This window comes from Amycolatopsis sp. NPDC051106 (assembly GCF_040682775.1).
In the GTDB taxonomy this organism is placed as follows: Bacteria; Actinomycetota; Actinomycetes; order Mycobacteriales; family Pseudonocardiaceae; genus Amycolatopsis.
The window spans coordinates 120,815-135,807 of record NZ_JBFBBQ010000010.1; the positions used below are offsets into that span (position 1 = coordinate 120,815).

Annotated in this window: 12 protein-coding genes; 6 read left to right on the plus strand and 6 right to left on the minus strand. The window is 70.8% G+C overall.

Going from position 1 to position 14,993, the window contains the following annotated elements; all coding sequences use genetic code 11:
- Positions 1-44: 44 nt before the first annotated feature.
- From AB0M83_RS11105 to iolD, 6 genes are read left to right on the plus strand one after another with little or no spacing between them, the layout of a single operon-like run.
- On the plus strand, positions 45-1,076 hold the full coding sequence (locus tag AB0M83_RS11105; protein ID WP_364515833.1) for an ABC transporter permease: 1,032 nt from the start codon (positions 45-47) through the stop codon (positions 1,074-1,076).
- On the plus strand, positions 1,073-1,852 hold the full coding sequence (locus tag AB0M83_RS11110) for an ATP-binding cassette domain-containing protein (RefSeq protein ID WP_364515713.1): 780 nt from the start codon (positions 1,073-1,075) through the stop codon (positions 1,850-1,852). The genes AB0M83_RS11105 and AB0M83_RS11110 overlap by 4 nt, the downstream gene beginning before the upstream one ends.
- Positions 1,849-2,778 (plus strand): 5-dehydro-2-deoxygluconokinase, encoded by a 930-nt coding sequence (gene iolC / locus AB0M83_RS11115; protein ID WP_364515716.1) that lies wholly within the window; start codon positions 1,849-1,851, stop codon positions 2,776-2,778. The genes AB0M83_RS11110 and iolC overlap by 4 nt, the downstream gene beginning before the upstream one ends.
- The gene (locus tag AB0M83_RS11120) at positions 2,775-3,665 is read left to right on the plus strand and encodes an aldolase (RefSeq protein WP_364515718.1); all 891 of its coding nucleotides are present in this window, start codon (positions 2,775-2,777) and stop codon (positions 3,663-3,665) included. The genes iolC and AB0M83_RS11120 overlap by 4 nt, the downstream gene beginning before the upstream one ends.
- Complete coding sequence (gene iolB, locus AB0M83_RS11125; RefSeq protein ID WP_364515721.1) at positions 3,662-4,552, plus strand: 5-deoxy-glucuronate isomerase; 891 nt, start codon at positions 3,662-3,664, stop codon at positions 4,550-4,552. The genes AB0M83_RS11120 and iolB overlap by 4 nt, the downstream gene beginning before the upstream one ends.
- Complete coding sequence (gene iolD / locus AB0M83_RS11130) at positions 4,549-6,384, plus strand: 3D-(3,5/4)-trihydroxycyclohexane-1,2-dione acylhydrolase (decyclizing) (protein ID WP_364515724.1); 1,836 nt, start codon at positions 4,549-4,551, stop codon at positions 6,382-6,384. The genes iolB and iolD overlap by 4 nt, the downstream gene beginning before the upstream one ends.
- 233 nt (positions 6,385-6,617) lie before the next feature.
- On the opposite strand, the gene AB0M83_RS11135 is transcribed toward iolD, so the two are convergent.
- The 6 genes from AB0M83_RS11135 to AB0M83_RS11160 form a co-directional block, all read right to left on the minus strand.
- Positions 6,618-7,550 carry a hypothetical protein gene (locus tag AB0M83_RS11135; protein ID WP_364515727.1) on the minus strand — a complete coding sequence of 311 codons (933 nt, stop codon included), beginning with the start codon at positions 7,548-7,550 and terminating at the stop codon, positions 6,618-6,620.
- Positions 7,547-8,779 (minus strand): MFS transporter, encoded by a 1,233-nt coding sequence (locus tag AB0M83_RS11140; protein WP_364515730.1) that lies wholly within the window; start codon positions 8,777-8,779, stop codon positions 7,547-7,549. Before AB0M83_RS11140 ends, AB0M83_RS11135 begins: the two co-directional genes overlap by 4 nt.
- Before the next feature lie 8 nt (positions 8,780-8,787).
- Complete coding sequence (locus tag AB0M83_RS11145; RefSeq protein ID WP_364515835.1) at positions 8,788-10,344, minus strand: discoidin domain-containing protein; 1,557 nt, start codon at positions 10,342-10,344, stop codon at positions 8,788-8,790.
- Between the two features lie 495 nt (positions 10,345-10,839).
- Positions 10,840-11,907 (minus strand): NAD(P)-binding domain-containing protein, encoded by a 1,068-nt coding sequence (locus AB0M83_RS11150; protein WP_364515733.1) that lies wholly within the window; start codon positions 11,905-11,907, stop codon positions 10,840-10,842.
- 302 nt (positions 11,908-12,209) lie between these two features.
- Positions 12,210-13,505, minus strand: a complete 1,296-nt coding sequence (locus AB0M83_RS11155; protein WP_364515735.1) for a GGDEF domain-containing protein — start codon at positions 13,503-13,505, stop codon at positions 12,210-12,212.
- 723 nt (positions 13,506-14,228) lie between these two features.
- Positions 14,229-14,993, minus strand: a complete 765-nt coding sequence (locus tag AB0M83_RS11160; protein WP_364515737.1) for an SRPBCC family protein — start codon at positions 14,991-14,993, stop codon at positions 14,229-14,231.

Genomic DNA, 14,993 nt, shown 5'->3' on the forward strand with positions numbered 1-14,993 from the left:
CAGCCGGAGGGCAAGCCCCCCTGGACCCCCCAAACGCCGGTGAGATCCAGGCAACGCCCGACGAACGCGTGGGGAAGAAAAGCCTGACCGACCGATTGGTCGTCCGGCCGGAGATCGGCGCGCTGCTCGGCGCCGTGCTCGTGTTCGTCTTCTTCTCCGTCGTCACCAGCCAGTTCCTCAGCCCGCTGGGCGTGGCGACCTGGCTCGACGACTCCTCGACCCTGGGCATCATGGCCGTCGTGGTCGCGCTGCTCATGGTCGGCGGCGAGTTCGACCTCTCGGCCGGCGTGATGACGGCGTCGACGTCGCTGGTCACGGCGATCCTGGCGACGCAGGCGGGGTGGAACGTCTGGCTCGCGCTGGGAGTCTCCCTGGCTTTCGCGCTCGGCGTCGGCGCGTTCAACGGCTGGCTGGTGATGAAGACCGGGCTGCCCAGCTTCATCGTCACGCTGGGGTCGTTCCTCGCCCTGCAGGGGCTCAACCTCGGCGTGACGCGCTGGGTGACCAACACCGTCCAGGTCTCGGGCATGCGCTCGACCAGCGGCTACGAGTCCGCCGGCGGGTTGTTCGCGTCCACGTTCAGCATCGGCGGCACCGAGTTCCAGTCGTCGATCATCTGGTGGGTCGTCGTCACGGCGATCGCCGCGTGGCTGCTGGTCCGGACCCGGTTCGGCAACTGGATCTTCGCCGTCGGCGGGTCGCAGGTGTCGGCCCGCTCGGTCGGCGTGCCGGTGGTGCGCACGAAGATCCTGCTGTTCATGGGCACCGCGCTCGGCGCGTGGCTGGTCGGCTCGATCAACATCCTGCGCTTCGCCAGCGTCCAGGCGAACCAGGGCATCGGGCTGGAGTTCCAGTACATCATCGCGGCGGTGATCGGCGGCTGCCTGCTCACCGGCGGGTTCGGCTCGGCGGTGGGCGCGGCGATCGGCGCGCTGATCTTCGGCATGGCCCGCCAGGGCATCGTGTTCGCGCAGTGGAACAGCGACTGGTTCATGCTGTTCCTCGGCATCATGCTGCTGGCCGCGGTCCTGGTGAACAACGCCTTCCGGCGGCGCGCGGAAAGGGTCCGGCGATGAGCCTCATCGAAGTACGCGAGATCGGGAAGACCTACGGCAGTGTCATCGCGCTGCGCGATGTGTCCACTGTGGTCAACGCCGGCGAGGTGACCTGCGTGCTCGGCGACAACGGCGCCGGGAAGTCCACGCTGATCAAGATCCTCGCCGGCGTGCACCAGCACGACCGCGGCGAGTTCCTCATCGACGGGCAGCCGGTCCGGCTCGCCTCGCCGCGGGAGGCGCTCGACCACGGCATCGCGACGGTGTACCAGGACCTCGCCGTGGTGCCGCTGATGAGCGTCTGGCGGAACTTCTTCCTCGGGTCCGAGCCGACGACCGGGTTCGGCCCGTTCAAGATGCTCGACCGGAAGAAGGGCCGCGAGACGACCAAGCAGGCGCTGTCCGACATGGGCATCGACCTGCGGGACGTCGAGCAGCCGGTCGGGACGCTGTCGGGCGGTGAACGCCAGTGCGTCGCGATCGCGCGGGCGGTGTACTTCGGCGCGAAAGTGCTGATCCTCGACGAGCCGACCGCCGCGCTGGGCGTCAAGCAGGCCGGGGTGGTGCTCAAGTACGTCGCGCAGGCGCGGGACCGCGGGCTCGGCGTCGTGCTGATCACGCACAACCCGCACCACGCCTACCCGGTCGCCGACCGGTTCCTGCTGCTCAAGCGCGGCGCGCCGCTCGGCTCGTACGAGAAGAAGGACATCGACATCAACGAGCTGACCCGGCAGATGGCGGGCGGTGCGGAACTCGAAGCCCTGGAACACGAACTGCGGCAGGTGGAGAAGGCGTGAGTCTCGAGGCGCTGACGATCGGCCGGGTGGGCGTCGACCTCTACCCGGAACAGAGCGGCGTTCCCCTGGCCGGCGTCAGCACGTTCGCCAAGTCGCTCGGCGGGACCGCGACCAACGTCGCGGTCGCCGCCGCGCGGCTCGGGCGGCGCACGGCGGTGCTGACCAAGGTCGGCCCCGACGGCTTCGGCGACTACGTCCGGCAGGCCCTCGAAGGCTTCGGCGTGTCCTCGGCGCACGTGGGCACGTCGCCGGAGCTCCAGACGCCGGTGGTGTTCTGCGAGCTGAACCCGCCCGCGGACCCGCCGCTGCTGTTCTACCGCTCCCCCATCGCGCCCGACCTCACCCTCACCGACGAGGACGTGCCGTGGGACGTCGTCGAGTCGGTGCCGCTGCTGTGGGTCACCGGCACCGGCGTCTCCGCCGAGCCCGCCCGCACCACGCAACGGAAGATCCTGGAGGCCCGCGGGCGTCGTGAGCACACGGTCCTGGATCTCGACTACCGGCCGATGTTCTGGCCGTCGGTGGACCAGGCCCGGGAAGAGATCGGCGCCCTGCTCGACCACGTCACCGTCGCGGTCGGCAACCGCACCGAGGCCGAAGTCGCCGTCGGCACCGCGGATCCGGACGCCGCCGCCGACCGGATGCTCGAACGCGGCCTGCGGCTCGCGGTGATCAAGAAGGGCGCCGACGGCGTCCTGGTGGCGACGCCCGAGGGACGTTCGACGGTGCCGCCGCAACGCGTCGAGGTCGTCTGCGGGCTCGGCGCCGGCGACGGCTTCGGCGGCGCGCTGATCCACGGGTTGCTGTCCGGCTGGGAGCCGGTCCGCATCGCCGAGTACGCGAACGCGGCGGGCGCGCTCGTCGCATCCCGGCTGGCCTGCGCCGATGCCATGCCGACCGTCGCCGAGATCGAGGAGCTCCTGTGATCCTCACCGACGAACGCTGGCGCGACCTCCTGCACACGCGGGCCACGAACCCGGGCGCGATCCGCCAGGCGTACGCGACCCGCAAACGGCGTCCCCACCTCCTGTCCGACCAGGGCACGCTGTTCCTGGTCGCGGCCGACCACCCGGCCCGCGGAGCGTTGGGCGTCGGTGAAGACCCGCTCGCCATGGCCGACCGGCGAACCCTTCTCGACCGCCTGCTCGTCGCCCTCGCCAACCCGGCGGTCGACGGCATCCTCGGCACCCCCGACATCGTCGAGGAACTGCTCCTGCTCGGCGCGCTGCACGACAAGGTCGTCTTCGGCTCGATGAACCGCGGCGGCCTGGCCGGCGCCGACTGGGAGATCGACGACCGGTTCACCGGCTATGACGCCCGCACCCTCGTCGACTGCGGACTCGACGGCGGCAAGATGCTGCTGCGGCTCGTCGACTCCGACCCGGGCACGGTCCCGACCCTGCAGGCCTGCGCCGACGCCGTCACCGAACTGGCCGCGTACGGCCTGGTGGCGATGGTCGAGCCGCTCCCCTACCTCCGCTCGGAGGGCAAGCTCGTGCTGCAGAAGGATCCCGGGTCGCTCGCGCGGGCCGTCACGGTCGCGTCCGGGCTCGGGACGACGTCCGCGCACACGTGGCTGAAGCTCCCCTCGACCGACTCGGCCGCCGTGCTGGGCGCGACGACGCTGCCGGTGGTCGTGCTCGGCGGCGTGCCGACCGGCGATCCGGCCGCCGATCTCGCCTCGTGGGGCCGGACGCTGCGCCACGACGTCGTCCGCGGCCTGGTCGTCGGCCGCACCCTGCTCTACCCGCCCGACGGCGACGTCGGTGCCGCCGTCGAAGCCGCCGCGAAGGTCTTGGAGGCCGCGAAGTGAGCAAGCTGCACCGTCCACTCGGGACGCTTTCCGACGACGCCGACCCGGTCCGGCTCACCCCGGATTCGGCGGGCTGGGCCTACACGGGGCTGCGGGTGCTCCGGATCGGCACCCGGCTCCCGCGCACGGTCAAAACCGGCGAGTTCGAGGCGTTCGTGCTCCCGCTGTCCGGCTCGCTCACGGTCCGCGTCGACGGCGAAGAGTTCGAGCTGGAAGGGCGTGAGTCGGTGTTCACCCGGGTCACGGACTTCGTCTACGTCCCCCGCGACGCCGAGGTCGAGCTGACTTCCGAGACCGGTGCGCAGGTCGCGCTGCCGATGGCCCGCTGCACCCGTCGCCTCTCCCCGAAGTACGGCCCCGCCGAAGACGTCCCGGTCGAGGTCCGCGGCGCCGGGCAGGCGACGCGGCAGGTGACCAACTTCGGCGTGCCCGGGGTGTGGGACCACGCCGACAAGCTCAACGCGTGCGAGCTGATCACGCCGGGCGGCAACTGGTCGTCGTACCCGCCGCACAAGCACGACGAAGCGAGCGAGTGCGAGGTCGTCAACGAGGAGATCTACTACTTCCGCATCGCCGGCCGAGACGGGGTGACGCCGTCACGCGAGGGGTTCGGCCTGCACCGGACGTACACCTCCGACGGCGAGCTGGACGAGGACGTCGCCGTGCGCGACCACGACGTCTTCCTGATCCCGCGCGGCTACCACGGTCCGTGCGTGGCCGCGCCGGGCTACCCGATGTACTACCTGAACGTCCTGGCCGGCCCCGCGGACGAGCGGTCGATGGCGTTCTGCGACGACCCCGCGCACGGCTGGGTGCGCGACACGTGGGCGGCGCAGGACCTCGATCCCCGCTGTCCGGTGACGAGCCACGAAGGGCGTGTCCAGTGAAGCTGACGACGGCTCAGGCGCTGGTCCGCTGGATCCTCGCGCAGCGCTCGGAAACCCTGGACGGGCGCGAAGTCCCGCTCTTCCCCGGCGTCTTCGCGATCTTCGGGCACGGGAACGTGCTCGGCCTCGGGACCGCCCTGGAAGAGCACCGCGGCGAGCTGCCGGTCTGGCGCGGCCACACCGAACAGGGCATGGCGCTCGCCGCGGTCGGGTACGCGAAGGCCACGCACCGGCGGCAGGTCGGCGTCGTGACGTCGTCGATCGGGCCGGGCGCGCTGAACATGGTCACCGCGGCCGGGGTCGCGCACGCCAACCGGCTGCCGGTCCTGCTGCTGCCCGGCGACACGTTCACCGGCCGCGCGCCGGACCCGGTGCTGCAGCAGATCGAACCCTTCGGCGACGCGACCGCGACGGTCAACGACGCCTTCCGCGCGGTCAGCCGTTACTTCGACCGGATCACCCGGCCCGAGCAGCTGCTTTCGACGTTGCCGCAGGTCGCGCGGGTGCTCACGGACCCGGCGGACAGCGGACCGGCGGTGCTGGCGCTGCCGCAGGACGTCCAGGCGGAGACGTACGACTTCCCGGACGCGTTGTTCGAACCGGTGACGCACCGGCCGCTGCGGCCGCGTCCCGACCGGCGTTCGGTCACCGAAGCGGCGGGTGTCCTGCGTGCTTCGCAACGGCCGTTGCTCGTGCTCGGCGGTGGCGTCCGGTACTCCGGCGCCGGGAAACGTGCGCTGGACTTCGCCGAACGGCACGGGATCCCGCTGGTGGAGACCACGGCGGGCCGGACGTTGGTGGCCCACGACCATCCGCTGCACGCCGGACCGCTGGGCATCACCGGCTCGACGTCGGCGAACGTCCTCGCGGCCACGGCCGACGTCGTCCTGGCCGTCGGGACGCGGCTGCAGGACTTCACGACGGCGTCGTGGACGGTCTTCTCCCCCGACGTCCGCCTGCTCGCGCTCAACGCGGCCCGGTTCGACGCGGTGAAGCACGGCGCGCTGTCCGTGGTCGGGGACGCCGACGCGGGGCTGGCCGACCTGGGCGCGCAGCTGGAGAGCTGGCGGGTCGACCCGGCGTGGACGTCGCGGGCCGCGGCCGAGCGGGTTTCCTGGGACGCGCACGTCGATTCGCTGCGCTCGGCGGCCGCCGAAGTTCCGTCCTACGCCCAGGTCGTGGGCGTGGTGAACGACCTCTCGGCGCCGGACGACTACGTGATGACGGCGTCCGGCGGCCTGCCGGGCGAGCTGATCGGCGGCTGGCGCGGCTCCGGCTCGATTTCAATGGACGTCGAGTACGGGTTTTCCTGCATGGGTTACGAGCTGTCCGGCGCGTGGGGCGCGGCGATCGCCCATCCGGGCCTGGTCACGACCCTGCTGGGCGACGGTTCGTACCTGATGCTGAACTCCGAGCTGTTCTCGGCCGCGTTCGCGGGTCACCCGTTCGTCGCGGTCGTCTGCGACAACGACGGCTACGCGGTGATCGGGCGGCTCCAGGAGGGGCAGGGCGGGAAGCCGTTCAACAACTTCTACGCCGACTGCACGACTTCCCACGTCTCGCCGCCGCGAGTGGACTTCGCGCGGCACGCGGAATCGCTGGGCTGCCTGGTCTTCCCGGCGTCCGATGTGGACTCGCTACGCACCGCCTACGCCCGCGCCCGCGAGGCGGCGGTGTCGGAGCGGCGTCCGGCGGTGGTCGTGGTGAAGACGCAGCCGTCGGCGTGGACCGAGGCCGGCGCGTGGTGGGAGGTCGGCGTGCCCGAGCACCTCGCGGGCCGGGACGAGTACGAGCGTTCGAAAGCCGATCAGGTGCGCTACCTCAGGTCCTGACCCCGGCCGCGGGGGCGCCCCCGCTTTCCACGTTACCGGAGGGCACCGACATTTTCGGCGCCGAACGCACCCGCGGCTGCAGCGTGAACCCATTCGGCTTGAGCGTCAACGACTCGACGATCTTGAGTTCGTACGACGGATCGATCTCGAAGTCGTAGCGCTCGACCAGCCGACGGTCACCCAGGAGGAGCTGCGTGACCGGTGCGTGCGGACGTTGTTCGCGGCGGTCGGCGTCACCCCGTGACGGCCGGCGACGCGGCGTTCCGGGCGAGTTCTCGTGGCGCGCCGGAGCCGTCCGCCGGGACCGCCCAGACGGCGTTGTCCAGCCCGTAGAGAACGGTGTGGTCGTCCTGCCACAGGGCTTGGTCGTCCACGCTCCGCTGTTCCGCCAGCTCGGTTTCCTTCATGGTTCTCAGGTCGAGGACCGACAGCCGCCACACGCCCTCACCCGTCTTCTTCTTGAAGGCGATCCGGGTGGCGTCCGGGGAGAGCGACGGGCATTCGACGTTCTCCCGGAGGGTTTTCCCGCGGTACCGCTGGTAATCGGCCTCGACGAGGTAGGTCTTGCCCTTGCTGCCGAGCGTGGCGTAGAAGCGGTTGCCGTCCGGGGCGAACGTGATGCCCCAGTAGTTGACGTCCGCGGCGAAGTACCGCTGGTCACCGATGAACACCGGGAGTTCCTCGATCGTCTTGACGAGCCGGCCGGTGTCGACCTCGTACAGCCCGGCGCGCGTCGAAAAGCCGGTCTGCGAGTACGAGTCGCCGGTGACGAAGAGCGTCCAGTAGACGCGCTTGCCGTCCGGGGACACGCGGGCGCGGCTGGGCGTGCCCGGCAGCGCCTCGGTGTGGCGGACGGCGAGGTGGTCGTCGAGGACGAGGACGTCGGTCACCGCCGGGAGTGTCCCCGGCCGCACGGCCAGGCACACCGCAGTCTGCTTCGCCACCGCGAAGCGATCACACTTCAGGCCGCTGAGCCGCCGTTTTCCCAGGTCGAGGGTGCCGACGCGGCCGGTGGCGGTGTCGCGGAACAGCAGCTGACCGGGACTCAGCGTGAGCTGGGCGGCCGGCTCGGCGTCCGCGGTGCCGTGGCGGGCGCTGACGGTGTAGACGACGGCCGCGGCGATCAGCAGGACCGTGCCGAGGAGGGCGAGGACGAGTTTCTTCACGGGCGCACCGGTTTCGCGAAGGCGGCGGCCAGGGCGACCAGGGCCAGGCAGGCCGCGGCGGCGAGCACCGCGGGCCGCAGGTCCCAGAGCGTCCAGGCCAGTCCGAAGAGGACGGACGAGAGCATGCGGGCCACGGCCTGCCCGGTCTGCACGACGGCCATCCCGGTGGCCCGGAGATCACGCGGGATGAGCGGGCCGGCGGCGGCCATGAGGACGCCGTCGGTGGCCGCGTAGAACACGCCGTGCAGGCCGAGCGCGACGACGGCGAGCCAGATGCCGGCCTGGGGGCCGCAGAGCAGCACGAGTGCCAGGCCCAGCGCCCCGTGGCCGCCGAGGAACACCGGCCAGCGGCCGACGCGGTCGGCGAGCTTGCCGAGGGGCACGGCCAGGACCAGGTAGACGCCGGCGGTGCCCAGCGGCAGCAGCGGGAAGAACGTGGCCGCGATCTCCCAGCGCCGCTGGAGGACGAGGTAGACGAACGAATCGCCGACGGTCACCAGGCCCAGCAACGCGGCCCAGATCGTCACGCGCCGGAAGTCGCTCTGTTTCAGGAGGTTCGCCGCCATGCGCAGCGACACCGCGGCGCGGTCGACGCCGCCGGGGTGATCCTTGACGAACAACGCCAGCAGCAGCACGGCGATCGCGGCGACGCAGAAACTGGTGAAGAACACGCTCGTATAGCTGCCGAGGCTCAGGGCGAGCACCGCCATCGCGACCAGGGGGCCGAGGAACGCGCCGACGGTGTCGAGCGCGCGGTGCACGCCGAACGAGCGGCCGAGCGCGTCCGGTGTGCTGCTGAGGGAAATGAGGGCGTCGCGCGGGGCGGTGCGCAGACCTTTGCCGGTGCGGTCGGCGGCGAGGACGACGCCGATCGCCGCGACCGACGAGCCGGCCGCGACCAGGCCGAGCTTGCACACCGCGGACAAGCCGTACCCGAACCCGGCGACGGCCTTGAGCCGCCGCCACCGGTCGGCGAGGTGCCCGCCGGCCACCCGCACCAGGGCCGTGGCGCCCGCGTAGAGCCCGTCGAGGAGCCCGAACTGCAGCGGGTTCAGGCCGAGGCCGAGCACCAGGTAGAGCGGGAGGACGGCGGTGACCATCTCCGAGGAGACGTCGGTGACCAGGCTGACCATCCCGAGCGCCACCACGTTGGCGGACACGCGTTTCAGTGCGGGTTTCCGGTCGGTGCCGGCCGCCAGGTCCGAGGTACGGCTTGCCGCGATGTACATGCCCGCTCCTACTGGTGGCAGGGGTAGGTCGGGCTGCTGTCGAGGACCTTGCCGTCGACGCCGACGAGCTGCGACTGGAACGACGTGTCCGTCATCGACAGCTTGAGGACGCCGAAGGTCTTGAGCAGCTTCGCGGTCGTCTGGTGCGCCGGGCTCAGGTCGTAGAGGTTGGCACCGCCGGAGCCGCCGACGATCTCGACCGGGCCGTTGGCGTCGGCCTTGCCGTCGGCGTTCTGCGGGACGAACCGCTCGTAGTCGTGGTCGTGACCGTTGAGGACCAGGTCGACCTTGTTGGCGGTCATGATGTTCCACAGCTCGGTGCTGTCGGGGTTGTCGCCGTGGTCACCGGAGCTCCACCGCGGGTGGTGGTAGTAGGCGGCGACGCAGCCCTTGGTGTTCTTGGCGAGGTCCTGCTTGAGCCAGGTGATCTGGGGCGGCTCGGCGAGGTCGTCGTGGGTGACGAAGTCGTTGGAGTCGAGGGCGATGAAGTGCCAGTTGCCCATTTCCCAGCTGTAGTACCGCTTTCCCTGCGGTTTGGCGATGGCGCCGAAGTAGTCTTCGTAGCCCTTGAACGGCGTGTCGTCGTAGGACTCGTGGTTGCCCGGGATCGGGTGGGTGATGCTCTTGAACCTGCCCCACGTCTTGTCGTAGTAGGACTTGAAGTCCGAGAGGTGGGCGTCGTCGTACTGGTTGTCGCCCATCGTGATCACGGCGGCCGGGTTCATCTGCTCGACCAGTTTGGCGGTCTTGACGTGGGCGCAGCTCGAGCTGCTCGAGGTGCAGCGTTCGGCGATGTCGCCGGCGGCGGCGAGGACGAAGCCCGATCCGCTGCCCGCCTTGGTCTTCACGGTGACCGGCGAGCTGGCGTTCGAGACGTTCCCGGCGGCGTCGCGGGCACGGACGGCGTAGGAGTAGCCGGTGTCGGGTGTGAGGCCGTTGTCGGTGTAGGACGGGGTGGTGCTGGTGGCGACGACGGTGCCGTCGCGCAGGATGTCGTACCCGGCGACGCCGACGTTGTCCGTGGCGGCGCTCCACGTGAGGGCGGCGCTGGTGGCGGTGGTCGTGCCGGCGGTCAGGCCCGTCGGGGTGGTCGGGGCCTGGGTGTCGCCGGAGGAGTCCGTGGAGCCGAAGACCTGCATCTCCCAGAAGGAGTAGCCGTAGCTCGTCGCGCGGGTGACGCCGACGAAGCGGACGTACCGGCCGTGGGCGTTCAGGGTGAGGTCATCGGTCTTGCCGTCACCGTTGTCGACGGCGGTGGCAGAGGTGAAGTTCGTGCCGTCATCGGAGACTTCGATGCGGTACTTCTTGGCGTAGGCGGCTTCCCAGGTGAGGAGCACGCGGTGGATCGCGGCGGACTGGCCGAGGTCGATCCGCAGCCACTGCGGGTCGGCACCTTCGGCGCTGGCCCAGCGGGTGGTGGTGCTGCCGTCGACGGCCTTCGCACCGGCGTACGACGAGCTTTCGACGGTGGAGGTCGCGACGGGTTTCCCTTGCGAGAGCAGGACGTCGGCTTGGGTGCTGGCCGCGGCGAACGCGGAGGGCAGCAGGGTGATCGCCGCTATCACCGGGGTGAGGCGGGCGAATGTTCGTAGGCGGGTCGACGGCACGTCGCGCTCCTTCTGGGCCTGGCGGTGGCTGGTGGGCTGCGGCGTTTCTAGCTGTTAGGAAAGTTTCCTAACTAAGGCGGACTGTATCGGTGACCGGTTTCGGCTGACAAGACGTGTCTTGCCGTTGAATCGGTCAAGAGGGTGAGGTTCTTCGTGTTTTCCCAGCGCAGAGGGGTTCCCGCTGACCGGCGCAGTGCCCCGTGGCGCGGGACGGGCTCCGCAGGCTCCCGACTTTTCCCGGTTCGCCGCCGGTTTTCCGGCGGTTTGTCGGCGGTCTTGTCGACGGTCTTGTCGGTGGTCGCGGGTAGCATGGGAACCGGGGGGCAGCGCCCATCCGCGCCGCGCCGTTTCCCTTATTTCACAACAAAAATCGCGCCGGTAGCCGTCTTCCCAATTCACCCGATCCAGCGATGATCTTCGCACAGGTGTTCGGGTAGCTTCGGATGTATGACCTCATCCGTCCGAACGCAGCAGCTTCTTGATCTCGGTGACAGCGGCGCGACCCGCCCGGTTCGCCCCGACCGTGCTGGCCGATGGCCCGTACCCCACGAGGTGCAGCCGCGGCTCGCGCACCACGCGCGTGCCGTCCATCCGGATCCCGCCCCCGGGTTCCCGGACGTGCAGCGGCGCGAGGTGGTCGATCGCCGCGCGGAACCCGGTCGCCCAGAGGATGACGTCGGCGTCGAAGCGAGAGCCGTCCGCCCAGGCGACCCCCTCGGGCGTGATGCGCTCGAACATCGGCCGCCGCTCGAGGATCCCGGCGGCACGCGCGGCGCGCACTTCCGGCGTCACGGCGAGATCGGTCACGCTCACGACGCTCTCCGGCGGCAGCCCGGCCCGCACCCGCTCGTCGACCTTCGCGACGGCGTCCCGTCCCCAGTTCTCGCTGAACGGCTCATCGCGCCACACGGGCGGGCGCCGTGTCACCCAGGCGGTCGCGCGGGCGAGCGGAGCGAACTCCATGAGTAGCTGAACGGCCGACGCCCCACCCCCGACCACGACGACCCGCCGGCCACGGAACTCTTCGGGGCCGGTGTAGTCCGCCGTGTGCACCTGACGGCCGGCGAAGGTTTCTTGGCCGGGGTAGTGCGGCCAGAAGGGCCGGTCCCAGGTGCCGGTAGCACTGATCACGGCTTTCGCGGCCCACGACTCCGCGGGGCTCGCCACCACCAGCCGCTCCCCCGCCCGCGTCACGGACTGGACGTCGACGGGCCTGAACACCGGGAGGTCATAGACGCTTTCAAAGCGCGCGAAGTACTCCGAAACGACTTCGGAGGCGGGTCGTGTCACGTCCGGGCTGCCGAAGGCCATGCCGGGCAGGTCGTAGATGCCGTGCACCTTGCCGAGCACGAGGGAGGGCCACCGGTACTGCCAGGCACCCCCGGCCCGCTTCCCGTGGTCGAGCACGACGAAGCCACCGTCGTTGGCGAACCCGGCCCGGCGCAGGTGATAGGCGGCCGAGAGCCCGGCCTGCCCCGCACCGATCACCACGACGTCGGCCTCGTGATCCGCACCGCTCATGTCGATTTCAACGGCTGACGGCCAGGGGTATTTCGCGCCGTGGATCACAGCGCGCCCGCCTTCACGGAAGCGCCGAGTGGCCGGGTCACCTCACCGGACCTGGCACGGGCCGCAGACGACAACGCCGCCACACCGAGGCCGGCGCCCACCCGAACCGACTCGTGCGTCGGCCACCGCGACCAGCCATCCGACCGAGCCACGCCGCTGCCGGCGCCGCGCCCAACCCGGCCGACCGGTTCCCGGCCCTCACGCCCAGCCCGAACCCACTTCGACTCTCAGCCACTCGACCGAGCAACCAGACGTCACACGGCAACGCGGTTCCGCCCCGCCTCCTTGGCGCGATACAACGCGGCGTCAGCCGAGCGGAGCACGTCGTCGAGCGTCGGGCCCGCTTCCGGGTGGCGGGCCACCCCGATCGACACCGACAAGCCGCTCACGCGAACCGTCCCGCTGCCCGTCGAGATCACGACGTTCAGCTCGCCCACCGCGGCCCGCACGCGTTCGGCGATGCCGAGCACGTCGGCGCGGCCGATGCCCGGCAGCAGCACCACGAACTCCTCGCCGCCGAACCGGCCGACCGTGTCGCCCTGGCGCACCGCCTCGGAAATCGCGATCGCGACCGCGGCCAGGACGTCGTCGCCGGTGAGGTGACCGTACGTGTCGTTGATGCGCTTGAAGTGGTCGAGGTCGATCATCAGCACCGCGAAGCCGCCGCCGGCGGGGCCGCGCCGCTGTGCCCGGGCGTGTTCGCGCGCCGCGGAGTCGTGCCAGCCGGCGGTGTTGAGCAGGCCTGTCTTCTCGTCGGTGACGGCCGCGACCTGCAACTGCTGTTTCAGCAGCAGGTAGCGGTGCAACAGCAGCAACGGCGCCACGACGAACACCACCAGCACCGGCTGCTCGGCCAGCGCCAGCGCGGCGAGGCCGCCGAGGCACAGCGTCGCGAGTTCGAATGCGTTGTCCTCCCACGTGCCGATCAGGTCGGCCGCCGAGCGCTTGCTCGTGTAGAGGTAGATCCCCGCCGAGACCAGGCCGATGTTCACCAGCTCGAACACCGCCGCGGCCAGGCAGAGCGCCAGCAGCCCGCGCGGGGTCTGCAACGGCGTCCCGTGCAGGCCTGACACAGCGAGAACGGACGAAGCGGCGAAGCACGAGAGCATGGCCCAAGCCGTGCTGGCGACGAAACGATGCACGGGCCGCGTACGGACCTGACGCCACACGCGCACCCACAGGTGCGCGTAAAGCACGACAGCCAGCAGCGCTACCCAGGCCGGCGGCAGCAGGACGACGCCGGCGAGGTACCAGACCGACGTGACGTTGATGTGGGTCTGCCCGCTCATCCACCGCCGCAGCCGCTCGATGCGGCGCGACATTTCCGCCTGGGCGACGCCGAGCGCGACCAGCACCGCGAACCAGACCGGCCGCACGGGTCCGCCGAAGCCGGTGACCAGCGCGACCCCGGTCGCCACGACGGCGACCAGTTCACAGCCGAGTGCGTAGGTGATCCAGCGGGCTTTCGCCCCCGCCCACATCTCCCACCGCGCGGGCCAGCCCGGCCAGGCGGAAAGCGCTTCCCGGCGCACGGCGGCCTGGGCTCTCAAGAGCCGAAGCCACAGAAGTGACGGACCGGCATCGTGACGTTACCCCTTGCGCGAAGTTCGGCCGACCAGGTTGCCCAGCGTAGCCGTTCCGACGACGCGCGTCGCCAGTCCGGGCGAATTGCGGGCAACGCTCCTGCCCGAAGACCCGCGCAGGGTAGATCCGCCCAGCTCAGCGGCCCACGACCGGATCATCGCTCCGGGAAAGCGCCCGCGAGAACGCCGAAGTGGGAATCCCATCCCGCGCTCCCGGTCGCGGGCTGGCGCGACCAACGCGACCAGCGAGATCGGGCCAGAAGGATCGCGCCATAACACCGGACGGGTGCGCGGCATCGCCGCCACCAGAACGGCTCGCCGGACCACGGCGACGCAATCCAGCTCACCAACCGGCCGACGGACACCAGAGCAAGCCCGGCCCACCTGCACGACGCGAGAATAGTGCGGTTCGCGCGACCGCGCGCGCAAGTCACCGCCCATGAACCGACGCGAATGCGGCCCACCCACGCACTCCGGCCAACTTTCGCCGCGCACGCACCGGCGCAAATCCGGCTTGCGTGCGCAGTGCGCGCACTACGGCCAGCTTTCGCGCACGCACCAGGGCAAATCTGGCCTGCGTGCGCAGCAGTTGACCAGCAACGAACTCGGCTCGGAAGCCCTCGCGAAGAACAGCCGCAAGACCCGCGAGCCGCCTCAAGGAGCCAGCGCGCAGGCCCACATCAACTGCAACTACTTGCGCAGCGCCCGGATGATCGCCACCAACCCGGCCACCGCCGCGATGGCGACCACCACCGGCGCCAGCCTCTTCAGCACCGACTGGCCCGCGTAGTCGAGCAAGTCGATCGCTTCCGCCTCCGGGGCCGCCGGGACGCTTCGCAGCGGCGGCCGCTCCGCGGCCGGCTTGGGGTCCGTGTTGATCTCCGGTGTCGTCGGAGCCGGCTTGACCGCCGCATCCGGAGCAGGAGCAGGAGCCGGCTCGGCGACCGGCTCCGCGGTTGCCGTCGGCTCGGGCGTCGGTGCCGCGGCCACCGGGGCCGGGGCCGGCTCGGCCGCCGGGGCCAGCTTGCCCGACAGACATCCCGCGAACGTGTCGAGGATCTTGCCGCCCACCTCGCTGATCAGGCCGCGGCCGAACTGGGCCGGCTTGCCCGTGATCGACAGGGCCGTCGCCACCGAACCGTGCGTTGCGCCGTCGGCCTCCGTCAGCGTCAGCGTCACCGTTGCCGCCGCCGTGCCCGAGCCTCGGGAGTCCTTGCCCGATGCCTTGATCGTCACCTTGTGCGCGGCGTCGTCCTTCTCCAGGAACTCGCCATTTCCTTTGTACAGCAGGGAAATCGGTCCGAGCTTGACCTTCACCGTCCCGCTGAACTTGTCCCCTTCGACCTTCGTCAGCGTGGCGCCCGGCATGCACGGGGCCACCCGCTCGGGGTCGACGACCGCCTGCCAGACCTCGCCGATCGGAGCCGGGACGGTGAATTCGTGGTCGAGCCGCAC